The following is a 16,806-nucleotide window of genomic DNA, read 5'->3' on the forward strand; positions in this document are numbered from 1 at the left end:
ATCAAAATCTAAAGTAGTCCGTTGATAGGCCCTGGCCTAATAAGGCACCCTATCAATACCCCATCAAACCAGGCAGATTGCTTGTGTATACGCTGTTTTCACCCCCTCTTTACCACATCATGCGTGGTGTAATAAAAAAGCCCCGGCGAAATTGCCGGGGCTGCTTGTCTGCATTAACCAATTGTATCATTCAACTGCTGTGAATTGCATGTCGCGGAGGCTCATTTCGCCTGCATCAATATAAATGCGCAGGTTATTGGCGCCTTTCTTCAGAGCTATGTCTTTTATTTCAAGCGATTGCCAACCGGTTGTACCCGAAACAGGCACTTGTCTGGCACCGTTATTATTTATCTGCACACTAAGTTTTGCATTTTCTTTAGCGGGATTGCAATTCAGTTTAATATGATAGTTGCCGGCCTTCACCACATCAATTGTGTATTGCAACCATTCACCGGCCTCGGTATTGGTAACAAAATAACTGTCAGTAGCAGGGTCTGCTGAAATATCCACCCCATCATTGCGATACACCCGGCCGCGGTTGCCACCGCGACTGCCATTTGAAATATGGTAATCGGCCGTGTCGGTATCAAAATAAGCCGCGCCATTTCTGCCCAGGTCATAATCAATGGCTTTTACAATAGCGCCGTTCTTTATCACATTCTTTTTGAAGGGAATAGTAGCCTGTGAAAAAGGCTGTCTCAACAGTGCATCCAGCACATCTCTTTTTATAACCGTGTTTTCTAACCGGGTGGCCGCAGCCAGCTCCATCAATCCTTTGCAGGCTTCTGCTGCTGTTGGTTTTGGTCCTTTGCCCGACCAGTATTCGAGCACTTTATCATATTCCTTATTCGATCTGATCTGCATTGGGTTATTGTTACCCATTTTTTTCAAAGGCCACCAGGCCCAGCCTATATTGTTTGCTTCCAGGAGTCGTACGGCTTCGGTAAACCAAACATTGGAATTTTCACCGGTTTCGCCCAGCCATACCGGTACATTATAGGTATTCCGGGTATCGAGTATATGTTTGATGGCTTCCTGTGTATTAAAATTCCAGTACTTATGAAAGCTCAGCACCATATTCTTGTCCCACGGCGGCAGAATACCATTATAATTATTACCCCAGCCATTTCCTTCAATAATGATGATGTGTTTATTATCTACCTCACGAATGGCTTTTGTAATATCCATCATCAATTGCTTCAGGGGCTGGTTGCCGGTTTCTTTTAAGCCGTTTTTGTCGTTTGCCAGATCCGCGAAGCCCCAGTTCGGTTCGTTCAGGATATCGTAGGCGCCGATCCAGGGTTCGTTGGCATAACGTTCGGCCAGTTTGCGCCACAGCCCGATGGTTTTCTGGCGGTTGGCCTCACTTTCCCACAGTGAAGGTTTTGAAGGATCGCGGTCGGCAATATTGAGGTCGTTTCCCTGACCGCCGGGCGCCGCGTGCAGGTCGAGAATAAGGTACATTTTATTGGCTTTACACCAGGCCAGCAGGCTGTCGGTCATTTGAAAACCTTTTTCGAGCCAGGTTTGCTTGCCCGGTTCAGGTTCCTGGTCGGCCGGCAGTGTATATAAATTAAAGTGCATGGGCAGGCGAACGGAATTGAATCCCCAGGCTTTCATGGAATCGATATCTACTTTGCGGGTATGGTTGGCCAGCCAGGCCTCATAGAAGATGCGGGTACTGTCTTCGCCGATCAGTTCTACAATGCGCGACCTGATCTTGTGTTGCATGCCTTCGCCGTTAACCCGTAACATATAGCCTTCCTGTAACATCCATCCGCCCAGGCCAACGCCGCGCAGCAAAACATTTTGCCCTTTTTCATTAACAATCTGCTTACCCTTCACCCGCAAAAAGCCCTGGGCGCTGGCGTCGGGTTGTATTATTATTAATAGGAGTAATAGCAAGGTCGTTAGTCTGAAGTGTTGCATTAGGATTTATTTTTTGAGTTACGTGATTGGTCAGTGCCTGCCCGTCCATAGCGATAGCGAAGGCGGGCTCAATGGTCAATTGCCAGTGGCAATGCAATTCAATAGGCCTAAATTATAACTCTACCAGAAAAATATGCGATTTACCACCCCATCAATACCACATCATAAATAACATAAACGATTAAAAAACAGCAACTTTACCCTATTAACACCCCATCTGCCCCCTTTTTCATATTAACCAATTACCTAACTTAGTAGTATAGCGCCTCAATTGCCTGTCATGAGAAAATTATTGCTTACAATAACCTGCCTCGGTTTTATGCATGGGTTTGCCCAAAACACCATTGCCCTCCCTGAGATCATCAATTATCAGAAACAGGTTTATAATGCCGGTACACAGAACTGGAAGATCGCCCAGGACAAAAAAGGCATCATTTACGCCGCCAATGATGAAGGCCTGTTAAGTTTCGACGGAAGTTTCTGGAAAAAATATACGCTGCCAGCCGGCACGGGGGTTCGTTCGCTGGCCATAGGAAACGACGGACGTATTTACATCGGTTCACAGGGTGAGATCGGCTATTTTGAACCAGGCAGGAATGGAAAGCTGCAATACCGCTCGTTGAACGACCTGATCCCTGAAAATGAAAAAGATTTTACCGATATCTGGGACGTGGTGCCGGTTGGAAATGAGGTTTTTTTCCGTTCTTACCGTAAGATCTTTCAGTTGCAAAACGACAAGATCACCGTGTATGGAAACCCGGCCTGGAGCTTTCTGGGTTTGCACCAACATAAACTCATCAGTAAGGCCTGGCAAAAAGGACTCTTGCAGTTTCAAAACGGCACCTGGGTGCCCTTTTCCAAACCTAATTTCTTCCCCGAGAAAGCTGAGATCACTGCCATTGTGCCGCTGACAGGCGACAGTTCGCTGTTGCTTACGAAACACCATGGTTCTTATATCTTGCACGGAGAAGAGATCACACCTTTTAACACGCCTGATATGCGGCTGATCAATGAAAAGAACCCATACAGTGCAGCCGTGATCGATCAAAACCAGATCGCCATCATTACCAACCTGGCCGGCTGTTTCGTTATTAACAATAAGGGAGAACTGATACAGCGGCTTTCCAAGGTTGACGGACTTCAAAGCAACAATATCCTGAGCGTTTTTATTGACCGGAAGAAAAACATCTGGCTGGGGCTCGACAACGGTATTGATTTCGTGGCCTACAATAATGCCATCAAACATATTTATCCCGATTACCAGGAACACAGCGCCGGCAAAGCAGCCATCATTTTCAGGAACAACTTATATATAGGAACTTCCAATGGTGTTTACCAGTCGGCCCTGGCAGACCAAACCGATATCGGCCTGATCAAAAGCAAATTTGAATTGATTCCCGGGCCCAAAGGGCAGGTGTGGAACCTGTCGGAATTGAATGGCCAGCTGGTCATGGGGCATAACGATGGCTTTTTTGTGATCGAGAACAAGTCGACCCGTATGATCGACAGCAGCTCAGGCTTCTGGACGTTCATGCCACTCAGTAATGTAACGCCATCACCAGTGGTGATTGCCGGCACCTATAACGGATTGAATTTTTACAACTATGAAAAAGGCCGCTTCATCAATCCCGAAATTCATTCGCATTTTGAGTCTGCGCGCTTTGTGGCGCTTGACAATACCATTGCCTGGGCGGCGCATCCCTATAAAGGTTTATACAAAATATCGCTGAACGGCGGCGTCAATCCTACATACACTGCCTATAAAGACACCAAAGGCATAGTTTCCCATAACAATAACCACATATTCAAGATCAAAAGCCGCGTTGTGCTGTCGAATGACAAAGGGATATTTGAATACAATGCGAAAACGGGGGACTTTGAACCTTCTGCTTTTCTGAAAAAGATCCTACCTGATGTGCCTATCAGGTACATGAAAGAAGATAACAATGGCAATATCTGGTTTGTACACGACCGCCATCTCGGCGTTTCGGACCTGAGTGGTAAACAGCCGCGCATCATTTATTTTCCGGAGTTGAATAACCGTATCATCGGGAATGGACTGGAATTTATTTATCCTTACAACAGCCATAATATTTTTATAGCAGCCGAAGAAGGCTTTTATCTCATCGATTATGATCAATACAAACAATTCAAAGAAGAGATCCCCATACAGATAAGCGATGTGCGTATTGTTAATAAAAATGACAGTACCATCTTCGGCGGTTATTTTAATAAAGAAACCGAGCAACAGCAATTGATGAACGAAGAAGTTCCCAAAATTCAATATGCATGGAACTCAATACATTTTGATTATGCGTCGCCCTTGTATGGCAAACAATCGAGTATTGAATATTCCTATTATCTGGAAGACTTTGATAATGGCTGGTCTGCCTGGTCAAAGAAGAATGAGAAAGATTATACTTACCTGTCACCCGGGACCTACACATTCAGGGTAAAAGCAAGAACACATGAAGGGAAGGAATCAGTAGTAGCGGCTTACCGGTTCACCATTCTGGCGCCCTGGTACCGAACTTCCTGGGCTTATGCGGTGTATACGATACTGGCTATGTTATTTATTTATGCTATTTATAAATGGCAAAAGAAAAAGTTCATTACTCAGCAACAAAGGCATGACGAAGAGCGCAAGCGTATGGCATACCTGCACCAACTGGAAATAGAAAAGCACCAGGAAGAGCAAAAGCAACTGATGTACCTGCACCAGCTGGAGCTGGAACGCAATGAAAAAGAGATCATCCGCTTACAGAATGAAAAACTGCAATCGGAAATACAGGTAAAAAACACAGAATTGGCTTCTACCACGTTTAACCTCGTGCAGAAAGGCGAAATGCTGATGAAAGTGAAAGAGGAATTCGTGCGCATGAAAAAATCGAGTGAAATAGATAAGGATACCGATGATTATAAAAAGATCCTGCGCATGCTGGGTGATGATAAAATGAAGAAGAACTGGGAGCAATTTGCCATGCACTTCGACAAGGTGCACAGCAATTTCCTGGTCTCTTTAAAAAATACCTACCCTTACCTCACCGCCAGTGATCTGAAGCTGTGTGCTTATTTGCGACTTAACCTTACCAGTAAGGAAATTGCGCAGATCATGAACATTACCATTAAAGGCGTTGAACTGGGCCGTCACCGGCTGCGGAAAAAATTAGGCATTCAGCCCGATGTGAACCTCGTCAATTTTTTGTTGAATTTCCATTCTGAGATACATTAATTAACGGTTTAAATCGTGCCACGGTCTCAAGCCGTGACACGTTCTTTTAATCTTTTGCAGGATCAATTGAACTGATAGACCGCCGGGTAATCAATATATCCTGTATCACCACCCTGGTAAAAAGTATCTGCATTGGGAACGGCCAGTTCAGCATTGTGCCGGAATCGTTCCACGAGGTCGGGGTTGGCAATGAAAGGTTTGCCAAAGGCAACCAGGTCAACCAGGTTATTTTGCAAAAGTGCTTCAGCAGAAGCTGCGGTATGACCGCCGGCCAGTATCAATAAATTACTAAAGCGATTGCGAACATCCTGTAAAAAGGCATCAGATATGGAAGATCTTCCATTTGTTACCAGGGCCGACAAATGTATATACAGGATATCGAGTTTTTGTAATGCATCAATGATATACGTATAGGTCGCCGCTTCTTCATCGTAGGCCGGCAGATCGTTTATATACGCAAAAGGCGACAATCGCACACCCGTACGCTCTTTGCCGATAGCTGCCACAACGCCTTCCATGATTTCAAGTAGAAAGCGGCTCCTGTTTTCTATACTTCCGCCGTATTCATCTGTTCTCCGATTGGTGTGGGGATTAAGAAATTGTTCAGGCAAAAAGCCATGGGCGCCGTGGATCTCCACTCCATCGAAACCTGCTTCAATGGCGCTGATCGCAGCCTGGATATGCGCTTCCACCATAGCTTTAGCACCTGCTGTTGATAACGCTTCAGGAACCGGCAGCGGCACATGTACATCACCGGGGATACGAATAACACCATCGGCCTGTACGGCAGAAGGGGCCACAATCGGCGCATTCCCTTCATTATTCAGCGGGTGGCCAATGCGACCGGCATGCACTAACTGCATAAATATTTTACCGCCTTTAGCATGAACTGCGTCAGCCACTTTCTTCCAGGCTGCTTTTTGTTCTTCATTATATATACCGGGCACCTGTAAATAGCCGATACCGTTGGGGGCCACCGCCGTATTATCGGTTATTATCAAACCGGCGCTTGCCCGTTGCGCAAAATAAAGCTGGGTAGACGGCCCGGGTACGCCATTGACAGCACGGCGGCGGCTCATAGGCGCCATTACTACCCGGTTATTCAAGGTGAGCGTATCTGTTACTAATGGGGATAATAATTTTTTCGTTTGCATGACTGATCGTATTTGACAACAAAATTATCAGTCAGCGTTACGGCGGAACAGTGACAAAAAAAGGTTTGTTCTGTACAATTAAAGGTTGATCATGGCCTTAACATTTCTTTATCATTAGGTGGGTTGGCGCTTTCTGTGGTATCCAAGCAGACTCACAACGCCTGTACATTTTCTGACTGCCGGTGAAACGGCGTTCATGTGGCTCCCGTTGCAGCCGGCCGGATTGCGAAAATAACATTATTCAAAAAGATTAATAGTAGTCTTCATTTGCCTGATGCGCTTCACCCATACGCCTGCCAGTAAAACCAGTTGAACAGCCGTTATAGCAACCACGCCAGCCAAAAACCAGCTTTTTGGCGTATTAAAGGTAATTACCGATGTAAAGAATAGCAGCAAACAAGCTGCTGATAAAATCCTCCCGCTAATTGACAATAGAGCATAGGTTTTCATTTTCGCCAGTTGATGCTGCAGCGATTGTTTTAGGTTTTCGCCGTAGATGGAACGCTTAGCCATTATATACCCAAAAATGTTATGCAGAATAACCAATAACATAGCGGTTACCAGCAACACGTTGGCATAAACCGGTTTACGGCCGCCATCAAAAAAATCATAGTACACGAACAGGAAAGCAGTAAAGGCAATGGTTTCAATGATCAATTGTTTTCGAACGCGCTTCAATACCGGATGTTTATTTTCTTTAATCATAGCACGTAGTTCTGCATTCGGTTTTTGACCGCCCGGCATTTGCTGCCAGGCCGAATGTAAAGCATCTCCTTCCATGATTATTTTTTTAAAAGTTGTTGAATTTTAGATTTTATACGGTTTAGTCGAACCCCTACGTTCGATTCACTGATGCCAACGATCTCAGCGATCTCCTGGTAACTTAGGTCTTCGAGGTACAGGGTGATCAGCGCTTTGTCGGCATCGTTCAGTTGTTTAAGTGCCCTGAAAAATTGTTCTCTATTTTCATCTGGCTGTGCCTGATTTTCCGCACTATCGGGCACGGCTGGCATGTACCGGATATCGGGTTTCTTTTTGCGATAAACTGCAATGGCGGTACTGAGGGCCACGCGATACATCCAGGAACTGAATTTTGCCTCGCCCCTGAACTGTGGAACAGACTTCCAAAGCTTAAAAATGACCTCCTGGAACAGGTCTTCCTGGTCTTGTGGAGAATCGCGGTACAGTCTGCATATTTTATGAATAATGCCCTGGTGTTGATTTACCAATGCTAAAAATTCCGTTTCATTCATTGTTTGAATAGGTGCTGCGAATTATGAATTTTAATGGTTAGTTGCGTCAAGCGAAAGAAACTTACAGAAATTTAGGAAAAAATCTAACCGCTCAAAACGCAAAACCTCGAACGAATAATCAGCCAAAGCTTTTAATCCGCCGCCTTGCGTGTCATGGCTTGAATCTTATACGCTGCCCAGGGCTTACACCGCTGAACTTTCGCATATGTGACACATTAATAGATAACATTATCATGGTATTATGCAAAATCTGTTTTAAATAAATCAGCCGGCTTGCCGTTTATTGAGAATTTATTAATTTTGCTGCGTATTTCTGAATGAGGATTTATACTACGCTACAAATCGGTGAGCTTCACACCAACCATTGCGAAGACTATTTAATCACTACAGAAATCGGCAAAAACAGGCTCCTGTGTGCTGTAATGGACGGTTGTACAATGGGAACTGATAGCTGCTTCGCTGCTATTTTAACGGGTAAATTGCTTAGAAAAATTTCCAAAGAGTATAGCTATAAAGAATTCTATTCCAAAGAATCAACCGGCTTACAGGAAACTCTGCAAAACATTAACAGGCAGTTATTCCAGGAATTGCGCAGTGCAAAGAATATACTTCAGTTAGAAAGGGATGAAGTGTTGAACACGTTGTTGATGGGCGTTATTGATATTAGCAACCGTGCCGGTGAGTTTATTTGCATCGGCGACGGACTGGTGTGTATTGATCAACAGCTTTATGAGTATGAACAGGATAATAAACCAGATTACCTGGGTTATCATCTACATGAAGAATTTGATAGTTGGTACGCCAAACAACAACAAAGGATCTCTGCGCAGGATATTCACGACTTTAGCCTTGCAACTGATGGTATATTTACTTTTAAAAAATTTGACAACAAAACATATGCAGGCCCAGGCAATGTTATAGAATTTCTGTTGGTAGATGTCGAAGAAAGCAATCACAGCAATATGTTGAACAGGAAACTGCTCGACATTCAAACCAACTGGGGATTAAAGCCAGGTGATGACCTGGCGATCATTAGAATACGATTTAATTAAACAAAAAGAATTTTATGGCATATATAATGGTTGATGTAGAAACGGATGGCCCTATTCCGGGCGATTATTCAATGATCTCTATTGGCGCCGTGCTGGTAGATGATCATCTGGATAAGACCTTCTATGGAAAGTGCAAACCTATCTCAGATAAATATATACCTGAAGCATTAGCTGTTTCCGGCTTTACCAGGGAAGAAACGCTGACATTTGATGATGCGGCCTCAGTTATGATTTCCTTTGCCGACTGGATCAAAACAGTGGTGAAAGACAGGCCTGTGTTTATCAGCGACAATAACGGGTTCGACTGGATGTTCGTTTGCTGGTACTTTCATCATTTTACCGGCGGCAATCCTTTCGGACATAGCTCACAGAACTTAGGCAGTATGTACAAAGGGCTGGTAAAAGACACCTTTCAAAACTTCAAACACCTGCGCAAAACAAAGCACACCCATAACCCGGTTGACGATGCCAAAGGAAATGCCGAAGCGTTATTGACAATGAAGAAAGAGCATGGATTGAAGATCAAGTTGTGAGGGGATGCTGTAATTACTTCTTATACAGTTCCACCTTCCGTCCATCCGGGTCTTTGACAATGGCCATAAAACCGTAATCAGTCTGCATGGGTTCCGACAAAAAAGATATTTCCTTCTCTTTTAACAATTGAATAGTAGTTTCGAAACCGTTAACAGCAAAGCCCAATCTCAGATCTTTATCAGCCTCTGTTTGTCCTTTTGCCAATGGATAAATTTCCAACGTAGTGCTTCCAATTGTCGCCGAGTAATGGTAAGGAGAATTCCCATGCTTATGATGGTCGAATGCCAAGCCAAGTAAAGTATAAAATGCTGCCAGTCGAGACATGTCAGTTGTTCGTACAACGAGGAGTCGGAGTTCCATATAGACAAATCACGGATATTTCGATCATTTTTGCAAGTTTTGGCCAGAAAGATCGGCATCCTGTAAAGCGTATAGACAAGCGTAACAACGCTAAAACCGATACACACTTTAAGCGGCCCCTAAATATCCGGGCCGGTTTATAAAATAATCAAGCCCTCGCTTGCAATTAACGCCAAAAGCGGCTACTTTGGCCCCGCTTTTAAATCATTCATGATGGCAAAAATCGGACTCGTTTTAAGTGGTGGTGGCGTCAGAGGTTTCGCTCATTTAGGTATGCTGCAGGTGCTGGAAGAATTACAAATTCAACCTGCTGCCATCTCCGGTGTAAGCGCGGGTGCCATCGTTGGCGCATTGTATGCCGCCGGCCATTCTCCCCAACAGATCCGCGATCTTCTTAAAAAAAATTCGTACTTCGGCTGGTCGAGCTTTCTATTGAATAAAGACGGCCTATTTTCCATGAAGGTGCTGCAAAAAGTATTACAGTCCCACCTTACCGATAATAGCTTTGAAAGTCTTTCCAAAGAACTGTTCATAACCGCCACCGACTATGCCAATAATGAAGCGGTAACTTTCTCAAAAGGCAAACTTATTGAAGCTGTTATTGCTTCAGCTTCCGTTCCTGTGATCTTTGAACCGGTGCGGTTTGAGGATCGCGTATTGGTCGATGGCGGCCTGTTAAATAACTTTCCGGTTGAACCCCTCGAAAAAAAATGCGATGTGCTCATAGGCTGTTATGTGAACAGCATCCCCAAAGGTCTCGGCAATGGCAAACGCATAGGCAAACTGAACATGATCGAAAAATGTTTTCATATGGCCATTGCACCTGTTGTTTACAGTAAGGTTGGCAAACTTAACCTGTTTATCGAGCCCGACCTGCATGCTTTTGGTATGTTCGATGTAAATCATGCCGATCAAATTTATGAAGCAGGCTACCAGGCTGCCATAAAGTATAAAAACAAACTATTAAGCCTGGCATAGTAAATACTCTTATCATTAACTGCAACCCATTTCTTTTTTCTTAAAACGCTAACCGGCAACTGCTTATCAAGGCAGTATTCCCAGTTGACTTATGTCAATAAACTAACGGTTAAAGGGTATAATCCACGCAGTACGCTCATTTCAGAATAACTTAGTACAACAAGAAAGTTGCATTTTTAAAAAATTGTGGTAAATTATATAAGGGTTAACTCATACCCTTTGTTTTTGCCTGTGAATAATTTATTTCACCTTTCGTTTTATTAGAAGGGCTTCTTTAATCCTCCCTGCACTAATCACTTAACCAATATAACTGAATGAAATATTAACCTTTAAACGCTTTCCATATATGCAAACAACGCTGCTGCTGTACAACGATAATAAACTTCAACCCCAAAACGACACCAGTCTGGCCGACATCGCCAGGTCACAGCTGGTTTTAGGTTTTGGGGGTAAGGAAGTAATAAATGAGCAACCTGTTTACGAAGAATTGAAATCAACTTTTCCTGAAGCGCATATCGTTTTATGTTCTACTGCCGGAGAAATAATCAATAAACGGGTAAACGATAACTCGGTATCAGTAGCAGCCATTGAACTGGAGAAAACCTCCATTCAGCCTGTTGCAGTGAACATTCGTGATTATGCAAACAGTTATGAGGCGGGCAAAGCCCTCATCAACCTGATCAACTTTAATAACCTTTCCTACATCCTGATCATTTCTGATGGAAGCCATGTAAATGGCAGCGAACTGGTTCGTGGTATAAATGAGCTGGTGAATAACCGCGTACCTGTTACCGGCGGCCTCGCCGGCGACGGTACCAATTTTCGATCCACCGTGGTTGGACTCAACGAAAAACCATCCAGTGGTAACATCGTGGCAATTCCTTTTTATGGTAAACACTTTGTAGTATCTCATGCCTCCATGGGCGGCTGGGAAATTTTTGGTCCTGAACGTACGGTAACAAAGGCAGTGGCGAACCAGTTATTCGAAATAGAAGGGCAAAAAGCACTTGACCTGTACAAAACCTATCTCGGGCCTTATGCCGATGAACTGCCGGGCTCGGCCTTGTTGTTTCCGCTCGGTATTAAGACACGGGATGACGATGCACCCGTTGTGCGAACCATACTCTCCATTGACCAGGACAGCGGCAGCATGGTCTTTGCCGGTGATATTCCCAATGGTTCAAAAGTACGGTTCATGAAAGCAAATTTCGATAAGCTCGTTGATGCGGCTACACATGCAGCCGGTCAGGCCTTTCAAAAATTGCCGGCAGCGCCCCAACTGGCATTACTGATCAGTTGTGTTGGCCGCAAGATCATTTTAGGCAACCGCACTGAAGAAGAAGTGGAAGCCGTTGCCGATACGTTCGGCAACAAAACATTACTTACTGGCTTTTACTCTTATGGTGAAATTTCTCCGTTCTGTGATAATGCAAAATGTGAATTACATAATCAAACAATGACAATTACCACCTTTGACGAGTTATAATTGCGATAAGAGCTTAAATAAACTTCTTGAACGGCAGATCAAAAAATATCTACCTGAAGGCTATTGCATGGATGAACACCTGAACCGGTTCATTCGCGCAGTACACGATTCGTATGAAGAATATGAACGGGACCGCAAACTGTTCAACCATGCTTTCGCCTGCAGCGAAAAGGAATATATTCAGATCAATGATAAACTAAAACTGGAAGCCCGCCTTAAACATGCTTCCATTCAGCAGTTAAAAGAAACTATTAATAAATTTAAAGGAACCCATTCGCACGCATATAATGAATCCGATGACCTGTCGGACATCATCAATTACCTTGAACACGAACTGCAGGAAAAAAAGAAGGCCGACGACCTGCTGCAACAATCTGAAAAACGTTTGCGCCTGGCATTATCAACCATCGACGATAATGTGTGGGAGTATCATTTCCCCACGCGTACCATGACCTTTGCCATTAATGAAAAATCGATCCTCGACCTTGACAAAAATGTATACGAAGGAAAAGAAAACCTGGTGTGGTGGCAAACCATTCTCGAAGATGACCGCCATATTGCAATAGAAACGTTCCGTCAATACATGAGTGGTGAAATAACCAGGCATTGCGTTGAATACCGGGTAAAACTCACCAATGGAAAAACAAAATGGATCCTGAACCGGGGCGGCGTCATAAGCAAATCCAAATCCGGTAAGCCCATTACCATCATTGGCACGCTTACGGATATTCAAAACTATAAAACTATTCAAAGTGAGCTAACGGAAACCGCCAACCGTCTCGCCCACCTGCTCAAGAACCTGCAAACGGGCGTGCTGCTGGAAGACGAGAATGGGACCGTGGTGCTTACCAATAAAAAATTCACCGAGTTCTTTGCTTATCCCGGTTCACCCGATACACTGGTAGGCATTGAATGCACCGAATTGTATGAAACGAGCACCAATCTCTTCAAACATCCGGTAGAGTTCTTACACCAAACCGCCCGCCACTTAAAGAACCGGGTACCGGTGAATGCCGAAGAATTGAAAATGGCCGACGGCCGCGTACTGGAAAGAAGTTACATTCCTTTATTTATTGATGATATTTACCGCGGCCATTTATGGACGTACAACGACATTACCGAAAGAAAACGATCCGAGATCCAGCTCAAAAAACAGGAAGAAAAATACCGGAGTATTATAGCGAATATGAACCTGGGCCTTATTGAGGTTGACCTGGAAGAGAATATAAGGTATGTGAACCAGAGCTTTTGCTTAATGAGCGGTTATGAAGAACATGAATTGATCGGCAAAAATGCGGCCTCACTGTTTGTGAAAGAAGAGGACAGGGGGTTGATCGGCGCAAAAAACGAATCGCGGCAAAAGGGAATATCGGATGCCTATGAAATGAACGTGAAGACGAAAAACAGCGATGCCAACTGGTGGCTGATCTGCGGCGCACCATTATACAACGACAACCAGCAACTCATTGGTTCCATTGGCGTGCACCTTGACATTACCCAGCAAAAAATACTGGAACGGCAGCTGATGGAAGCTAAGGATCTCGCCGAAAGATCAGTTCATGCCAAAGACCTTTTCCTGGCTAATATGAGCCATGAAATCAGAACGCCCATGAATGCCATTCTTGGCATGAGCAAACAGCTGCAAAAGACCATCCTCAATCCGCAACAGCAATCATTCCTCGAGATCATTGGCACTGCGGCCGAAAACCTGCTGGTAATTATCAATGATATTCTCGACTTTTCAAAACTGGAGGCCGGCAAGGTTACCCTGGAAGAAATCGGTTTCAATATGCACGACCTCATAACCAATACCAGCCGCATATTGAAATTAAAAGCAGAAGAAAAGGGATTGATCTTTTCTGTATCCATTGCACCTGAAGTAGCCAAAGTATTAAAGGGCGACCCGTACAGAATAAACCAGGTCTTGATGAACCTGCTGAGTAATTCAATAAAATTCACCAAGCGGGGCAAGGTCACTTTACAATGTTTAATAAACAATAATGGACCTGATGCGCAGCAGTTGGAGATCATCATCAGCGATACCGGCAAGGGCATGGACGAAGCCTACCTGAAAAACCTCTTCAATAAATTCAGCCAGGAAGATGAAAGCATTGCCCGCAGTTATGGCGGAACCGGCCTCGGCATGAGCATCGTTAAACAACTGGTTGAACTTATGAACGGCAGCATTTCGGTAAAAAGTAAAAAAGGCGAGGGTACCGAGGTGAACATTCAATTGTCTTTCCCAAAAGGCACCGAAAGCGATCTGCCTAAAAAAGACAACAGCCATGTAGAAGCGCATATTCTGGCCGATAAAAAGATCTTGCTGGTAGAAGACAATGAAATGAACCGCGTGGTAGCAGAAACTATTCTGAACCAGTATGGCGCCGCTATCTCAGAAGCCGTGAACGGCGTTGAAGCGGTTGATGCCATCCGCAACCACCAATATGATATTGTATTGATGGATATCCAAATGCCAGTCATGGATGGACTGGAAGCCACCCGCACCATCAGAGAAGACCTGCAATCGAATATTCCCATCATTGCCCTTACAGCCAATGCAGTAAAAGGCGAAATGGAAAAATGCATACAGGCTGGCATGAACGATTATTTAAGCAAACCTTTTGAAGAAGAAGACCTCATCCGGCTCATTGCCAAATGGCTAGGGCGTGAAACTCATTTTGGTCCGGCCAAAACCGCCACAGTTACCGCCAAACCGTTGTACGACCTGGACAAACTAAAGCAGATCACCCGCGGCGATGATAAATTCATGATAAAAATGCTGCAGGTTTTCATCAATGAAACTTTAAGCGGTTTAGCGCACCTGGAAAAAGCTTTTGAAGAAAAAAATATCAAACAGGTACAGTTCCTGTCACATCGCATGAAGTCCTCACTCAACAATCTGAACATCGTAGAAGCAGCGGGCATCGCCGAAAAAATGGAAAAAACAATGTGGACTGAATCCGAATACCCGGTTCTGCAGCATCAGCTTACTGCATTTAAAAAAATTATCCATGAGGTGATCCCTATGATCAGGGCAGAATATGACGGGCTGTCGTGATAATACGGGTATTTTAAAAGCACAACATTAAGGGCAGACCGTTGGTCCGACCCGCTAACCGAAAGCCCGAACCACCCGCGACTTTGCCACTGCCCTTTGCGCGATCATCGCGAATTGGGGAAGCCGGAAAGCAGCCAGCAAAACGCTTGTGGTAACATTACCTCAAAAACACAGCCCTCTGGCCTGAACTGCGACCCATGTTCCCTCCGCTGATAACTGATTGAAAAATAAGCCAGTAAAATTTTTACACGCAAGTTTTTTATGGAATTTCAATAATAGTAACGACCTTTACGGCGTCTATCATTCTCCATCCTTGCTTTTTTAATACTTGCCATAACCTGAAAAGTTAGTAAGGCGAAAGGTGCTCCATTATGCCAATGGTGGCACAATTGTTCATTAATGTTTAATCAGAAGAACGAGTTATGGAACAACCAGTTAAAAAAGTGGTCATTGTCGGAGGAGGATTTGCCGGCATTAACCTCATCAAAAAGCTTAGAAAAGACAAGCGTTTCCACATTACCCTGGTAGATAAGAACAACTACCATTTCTTTCCTCCGTTGTTATACCAGGTTGCAACCGCTTTTATTGAGCCTTCGAACATCAGCTATCCGTTTCGCAGGTTATTTCAGGAAGAAACCAATCTGCGGTTTCATATGGGTTGCCTGAAGAAAGTAAATCCCGATCAAAACACTATTGAAACAGACACCGGCATCGTAGCATACGATTACCTGGTGCTGTGCCTGGGAACCGAGACCAACTATTTCGGCATGGAGCGCGTAAAAGACAATTCGCTGCCCATGAAGACGATCGACGATGCCCTTAATCTGCGCAACCATTTACTGCTGAATATGGAAGAAGCAGTACGCACGAAGGATCTGAAAGAAAAAGAAAAGCATTTGAATATCGTGATCGCCGGTGGCGGCCCTACCGGTGTTGAATTAGCCGGTATGCTGGCTGAGCTGGGACGAAATATTGCCTTGAAAGAATATCCTGAAATCAAGGACCTTCGTTCACACCTCTACCTTATCGATGCCGGCAAATCATTGCTGAGCCCCATGAGTAAAAAATCGCAGGAAGAAGCCACCAAAGTTTTAAAGAAGCTCGGGGTACATGTGATCACCAATACCGCCGTAAAAGACTATGTGGATGATGTCGTTTATCTGGCCGATGGAAGAACCATTCCTACCAACGTGCTGATCTGGGCTTCAGGGGTAGTGGCAAGAGAAATTCGGGGTTTACCGGCTTCGTCCGTTGGCCGTGGCAGAAGGATCCTCGTAGATGAACATAATAAAGTACAGGGCACTCAAAATATTTTTGCACTGGGTGATATTTGTTTAATGACCGCTGACAAGAACTTCCCCAATGGCCACCCTCAATTAGCCCAGGTAGCTATCCAGGGCGGTAAACAATTGGCAGAAAACCTCATCAGGCAGGCTAACGGCAAACCTATGGAACCCTTTGCTTACAATGATAAGGGCAGTATGGCCATTATTTCAAAGTATAAAGCCGTAGTTGACCTTCCCAAATTGTTCTTTAAAGGTTTTGGTGCCTGGATGGTATGGTTGTTCATTCACATTATTCCATTAATTGGTTTCCGCAATAAAATGAAACTGGCCTTTAGCTGGTTCTGGTCGTTTATGACCAACGACCCCACGTTGCGGCTGATCATTCGACCAAGGAAAGAAGATGTACAAAAAGAGTTGACGAAGATGAAAACGTAAGAGGAAAAAATACTATCAGGACAACGGGTTGATAAGAAGCCCCGGGAAT

The 16,806-nt window shown here is 44.4% G+C and carries 12 protein-coding genes; 7 read left to right on the forward strand and 5 right to left on the reverse strand.

The genetic code is table 11. The features are described 5' to 3' along the window. Nucleotides 1-186: 186 nt before the first annotated feature. Nucleotides 187-1,929 (reverse strand): cellulase family glycosylhydrolase, encoded by a 1,743-nt coding sequence (locus JUB15_RS04365; protein ID WP_207511114.1) that lies wholly within the window; start codon nt 1,927-1,929, stop codon nt 187-189. Between the two features lie 280 nt (nt 1,930-2,209). Here JUB15_RS04365 and JUB15_RS04370 point away from each other — a divergent pair, with 280 nt between their 5' ends. Further along, on the forward strand, nt 2,210-5,161 hold the full coding sequence (locus tag JUB15_RS04370; RefSeq protein ID WP_207511115.1) for a ligand-binding sensor domain-containing protein: 2,952 nt from the start codon (nt 2,210-2,212) through the stop codon (nt 5,159-5,161). Nucleotides 5,162-5,223: 62 nt separating this feature from the next. Here the strand turns inward: JUB15_RS04370 and JUB15_RS04375 are convergent, their stop codons facing one another. The 3 genes from JUB15_RS04375 to JUB15_RS04385 all read right to left on the reverse strand — a co-directional run bounded on the left by JUB15_RS04375 (nt 5,224) and on the right by JUB15_RS04385 (nt 7,568). Further along, nucleotides 5,224-6,315, reverse strand: a complete 1,092-nt coding sequence (locus tag JUB15_RS04375; protein WP_207511116.1) for an alkene reductase — start codon at nt 6,313-6,315, stop codon at nt 5,224-5,226. Between the two features lie 237 nt (nt 6,316-6,552). Then, on the reverse strand, nt 6,553-7,095 hold the full coding sequence (locus tag JUB15_RS04380) for a hypothetical protein (protein WP_207511117.1): 543 nt from the start codon (nt 7,093-7,095) through the stop codon (nt 6,553-6,555). 2 nt (nt 7,096-7,097) lie between these two features. Beyond that, complete coding sequence (locus JUB15_RS04385; protein ID WP_207511118.1) at nt 7,098-7,568, reverse strand: RNA polymerase sigma factor; 471 nt, start codon at nt 7,566-7,568, stop codon at nt 7,098-7,100. 317 nt (nt 7,569-7,885) lie between these two features. On the opposite strand from JUB15_RS04385, the gene JUB15_RS04390 reads away from it, so the two are divergent. After that, nucleotides 7,886-8,620, forward strand: a complete 735-nt coding sequence (locus tag JUB15_RS04390) for a protein phosphatase 2C domain-containing protein (RefSeq protein ID WP_242696202.1) — start codon at nt 7,886-7,888, stop codon at nt 8,618-8,620. Nucleotides 8,621-8,634: 14 nt separating this feature from the next. Beyond that, nucleotides 8,635-9,153 (forward strand): 3'-5' exonuclease, encoded by a 519-nt coding sequence (locus tag JUB15_RS04395; protein WP_207511120.1) that lies wholly within the window; start codon nt 8,635-8,637, stop codon nt 9,151-9,153. Nucleotides 9,154-9,166: 13 nt separating this feature from the next. Here JUB15_RS04395 and JUB15_RS04400 read toward each other — a convergent pair whose 3' ends face one another. Continuing rightward, nucleotides 9,167-9,514, reverse strand: a complete 348-nt coding sequence (locus JUB15_RS04400; protein WP_207511121.1) for a VOC family protein — start codon at nt 9,512-9,514, stop codon at nt 9,167-9,169. Between the two features lie 213 nt (nt 9,515-9,727). On the opposite strand from JUB15_RS04400, the gene JUB15_RS04405 reads away from it, so the two are divergent. From JUB15_RS04405 to JUB15_RS04420, 4 genes are all read left to right on the forward strand, one after another. Next, a complete protein-coding gene (locus tag JUB15_RS04405; protein WP_207511122.1) occupies nt 9,728-10,492 on the forward strand; it encodes a patatin-like phospholipase family protein in 765 nt (254 codons plus the stop codon). A gap of 346 nt (nt 10,493-10,838) precedes the next feature. After that, the gene (locus tag JUB15_RS04410; protein WP_207511123.1) at nt 10,839-11,978 is read left to right on the forward strand and encodes an FIST signal transduction protein; all 1,140 of its coding nucleotides are present in this window, start codon (nt 10,839-10,841) and stop codon (nt 11,976-11,978) included. A 67-nt stretch (nt 11,979-12,045) separates the two neighbouring features. Continuing rightward, the gene (locus tag JUB15_RS04415; RefSeq protein ID WP_207511124.1) at nt 12,046-15,036 is read left to right on the forward strand and encodes a PAS domain S-box protein; all 2,991 of its coding nucleotides are present in this window, start codon (nt 12,046-12,048) and stop codon (nt 15,034-15,036) included. Nucleotides 15,037-15,458: 422 nt separating this feature from the next. Beyond that, the gene (locus JUB15_RS04420; RefSeq protein WP_207511125.1) at nt 15,459-16,757 is read left to right on the forward strand and encodes an NAD(P)/FAD-dependent oxidoreductase; all 1,299 of its coding nucleotides are present in this window, start codon (nt 15,459-15,461) and stop codon (nt 16,755-16,757) included. Nucleotides 16,758-16,806: the final 49 nt, after the last annotated feature.

It is taken from the genome of Longitalea luteola (assembly GCF_017356035.1).
In the GTDB taxonomy this organism is placed as follows: Bacteria; Bacteroidota; Bacteroidia; order Chitinophagales; family Chitinophagaceae; genus Niastella; species Niastella luteola.

Excerpts from the sequence above, each read along its gene's own strand:
- JUB15_RS04365 (WP_207511114.1), bottom strand. The coding sequence starts at position 1,929 with ATGCAACACTTCAGACTAACGACCTTGCTATTACTCCTATTAATAATA.
- JUB15_RS04370 (WP_207511115.1), top strand. The coding sequence starts at position 2,210 with ATGAGAAAATTATTGCTTACAATAACCTGCCTCGGTTTTATGCATGGG.
- JUB15_RS04375 (WP_207511116.1), bottom strand. The coding sequence starts at position 6,315 with ATGCAAACGAAAAAATTATTATCCCCATTAGTAACAGATACGCTCACC.
- JUB15_RS04380 (WP_207511117.1), bottom strand. The coding sequence starts at position 7,095 with ATGGAAGGAGATGCTTTACATTCGGCCTGGCAGCAAATGCCGGGCGGT.
- JUB15_RS04385 (WP_207511118.1), bottom strand. The coding sequence starts at position 7,568 with ATGAATGAAACGGAATTTTTAGCATTGGTAAATCAACACCAGGGCATT.
- JUB15_RS04390 (WP_242696202.1), top strand. The coding sequence starts at position 7,886 with ATGAGGATTTATACTACGCTACAAATCGGTGAGCTTCACACCAACCAT.
- JUB15_RS04395 (WP_207511120.1), top strand. The coding sequence starts at position 8,635 with ATGGCATATATAATGGTTGATGTAGAAACGGATGGCCCTATTCCGGGC.
- JUB15_RS04400 (WP_207511121.1), bottom strand. The coding sequence starts at position 9,514 with ATGGAACTCCGACTCCTCGTTGTACGAACAACTGACATGTCTCGACTG.
- JUB15_RS04405 (WP_207511122.1), top strand. The coding sequence starts at position 9,728 with ATGGCAAAAATCGGACTCGTTTTAAGTGGTGGTGGCGTCAGAGGTTTC.
- JUB15_RS04410 (WP_207511123.1), top strand. The coding sequence starts at position 10,839 with ATGCAAACAACGCTGCTGCTGTACAACGATAATAAACTTCAACCCCAA.
- JUB15_RS04415 (WP_207511124.1), top strand. The coding sequence starts at position 12,046 with ATGGATGAACACCTGAACCGGTTCATTCGCGCAGTACACGATTCGTAT.
- JUB15_RS04420 (WP_207511125.1), top strand. The coding sequence starts at position 15,459 with ATGGAACAACCAGTTAAAAAAGTGGTCATTGTCGGAGGAGGATTTGCC.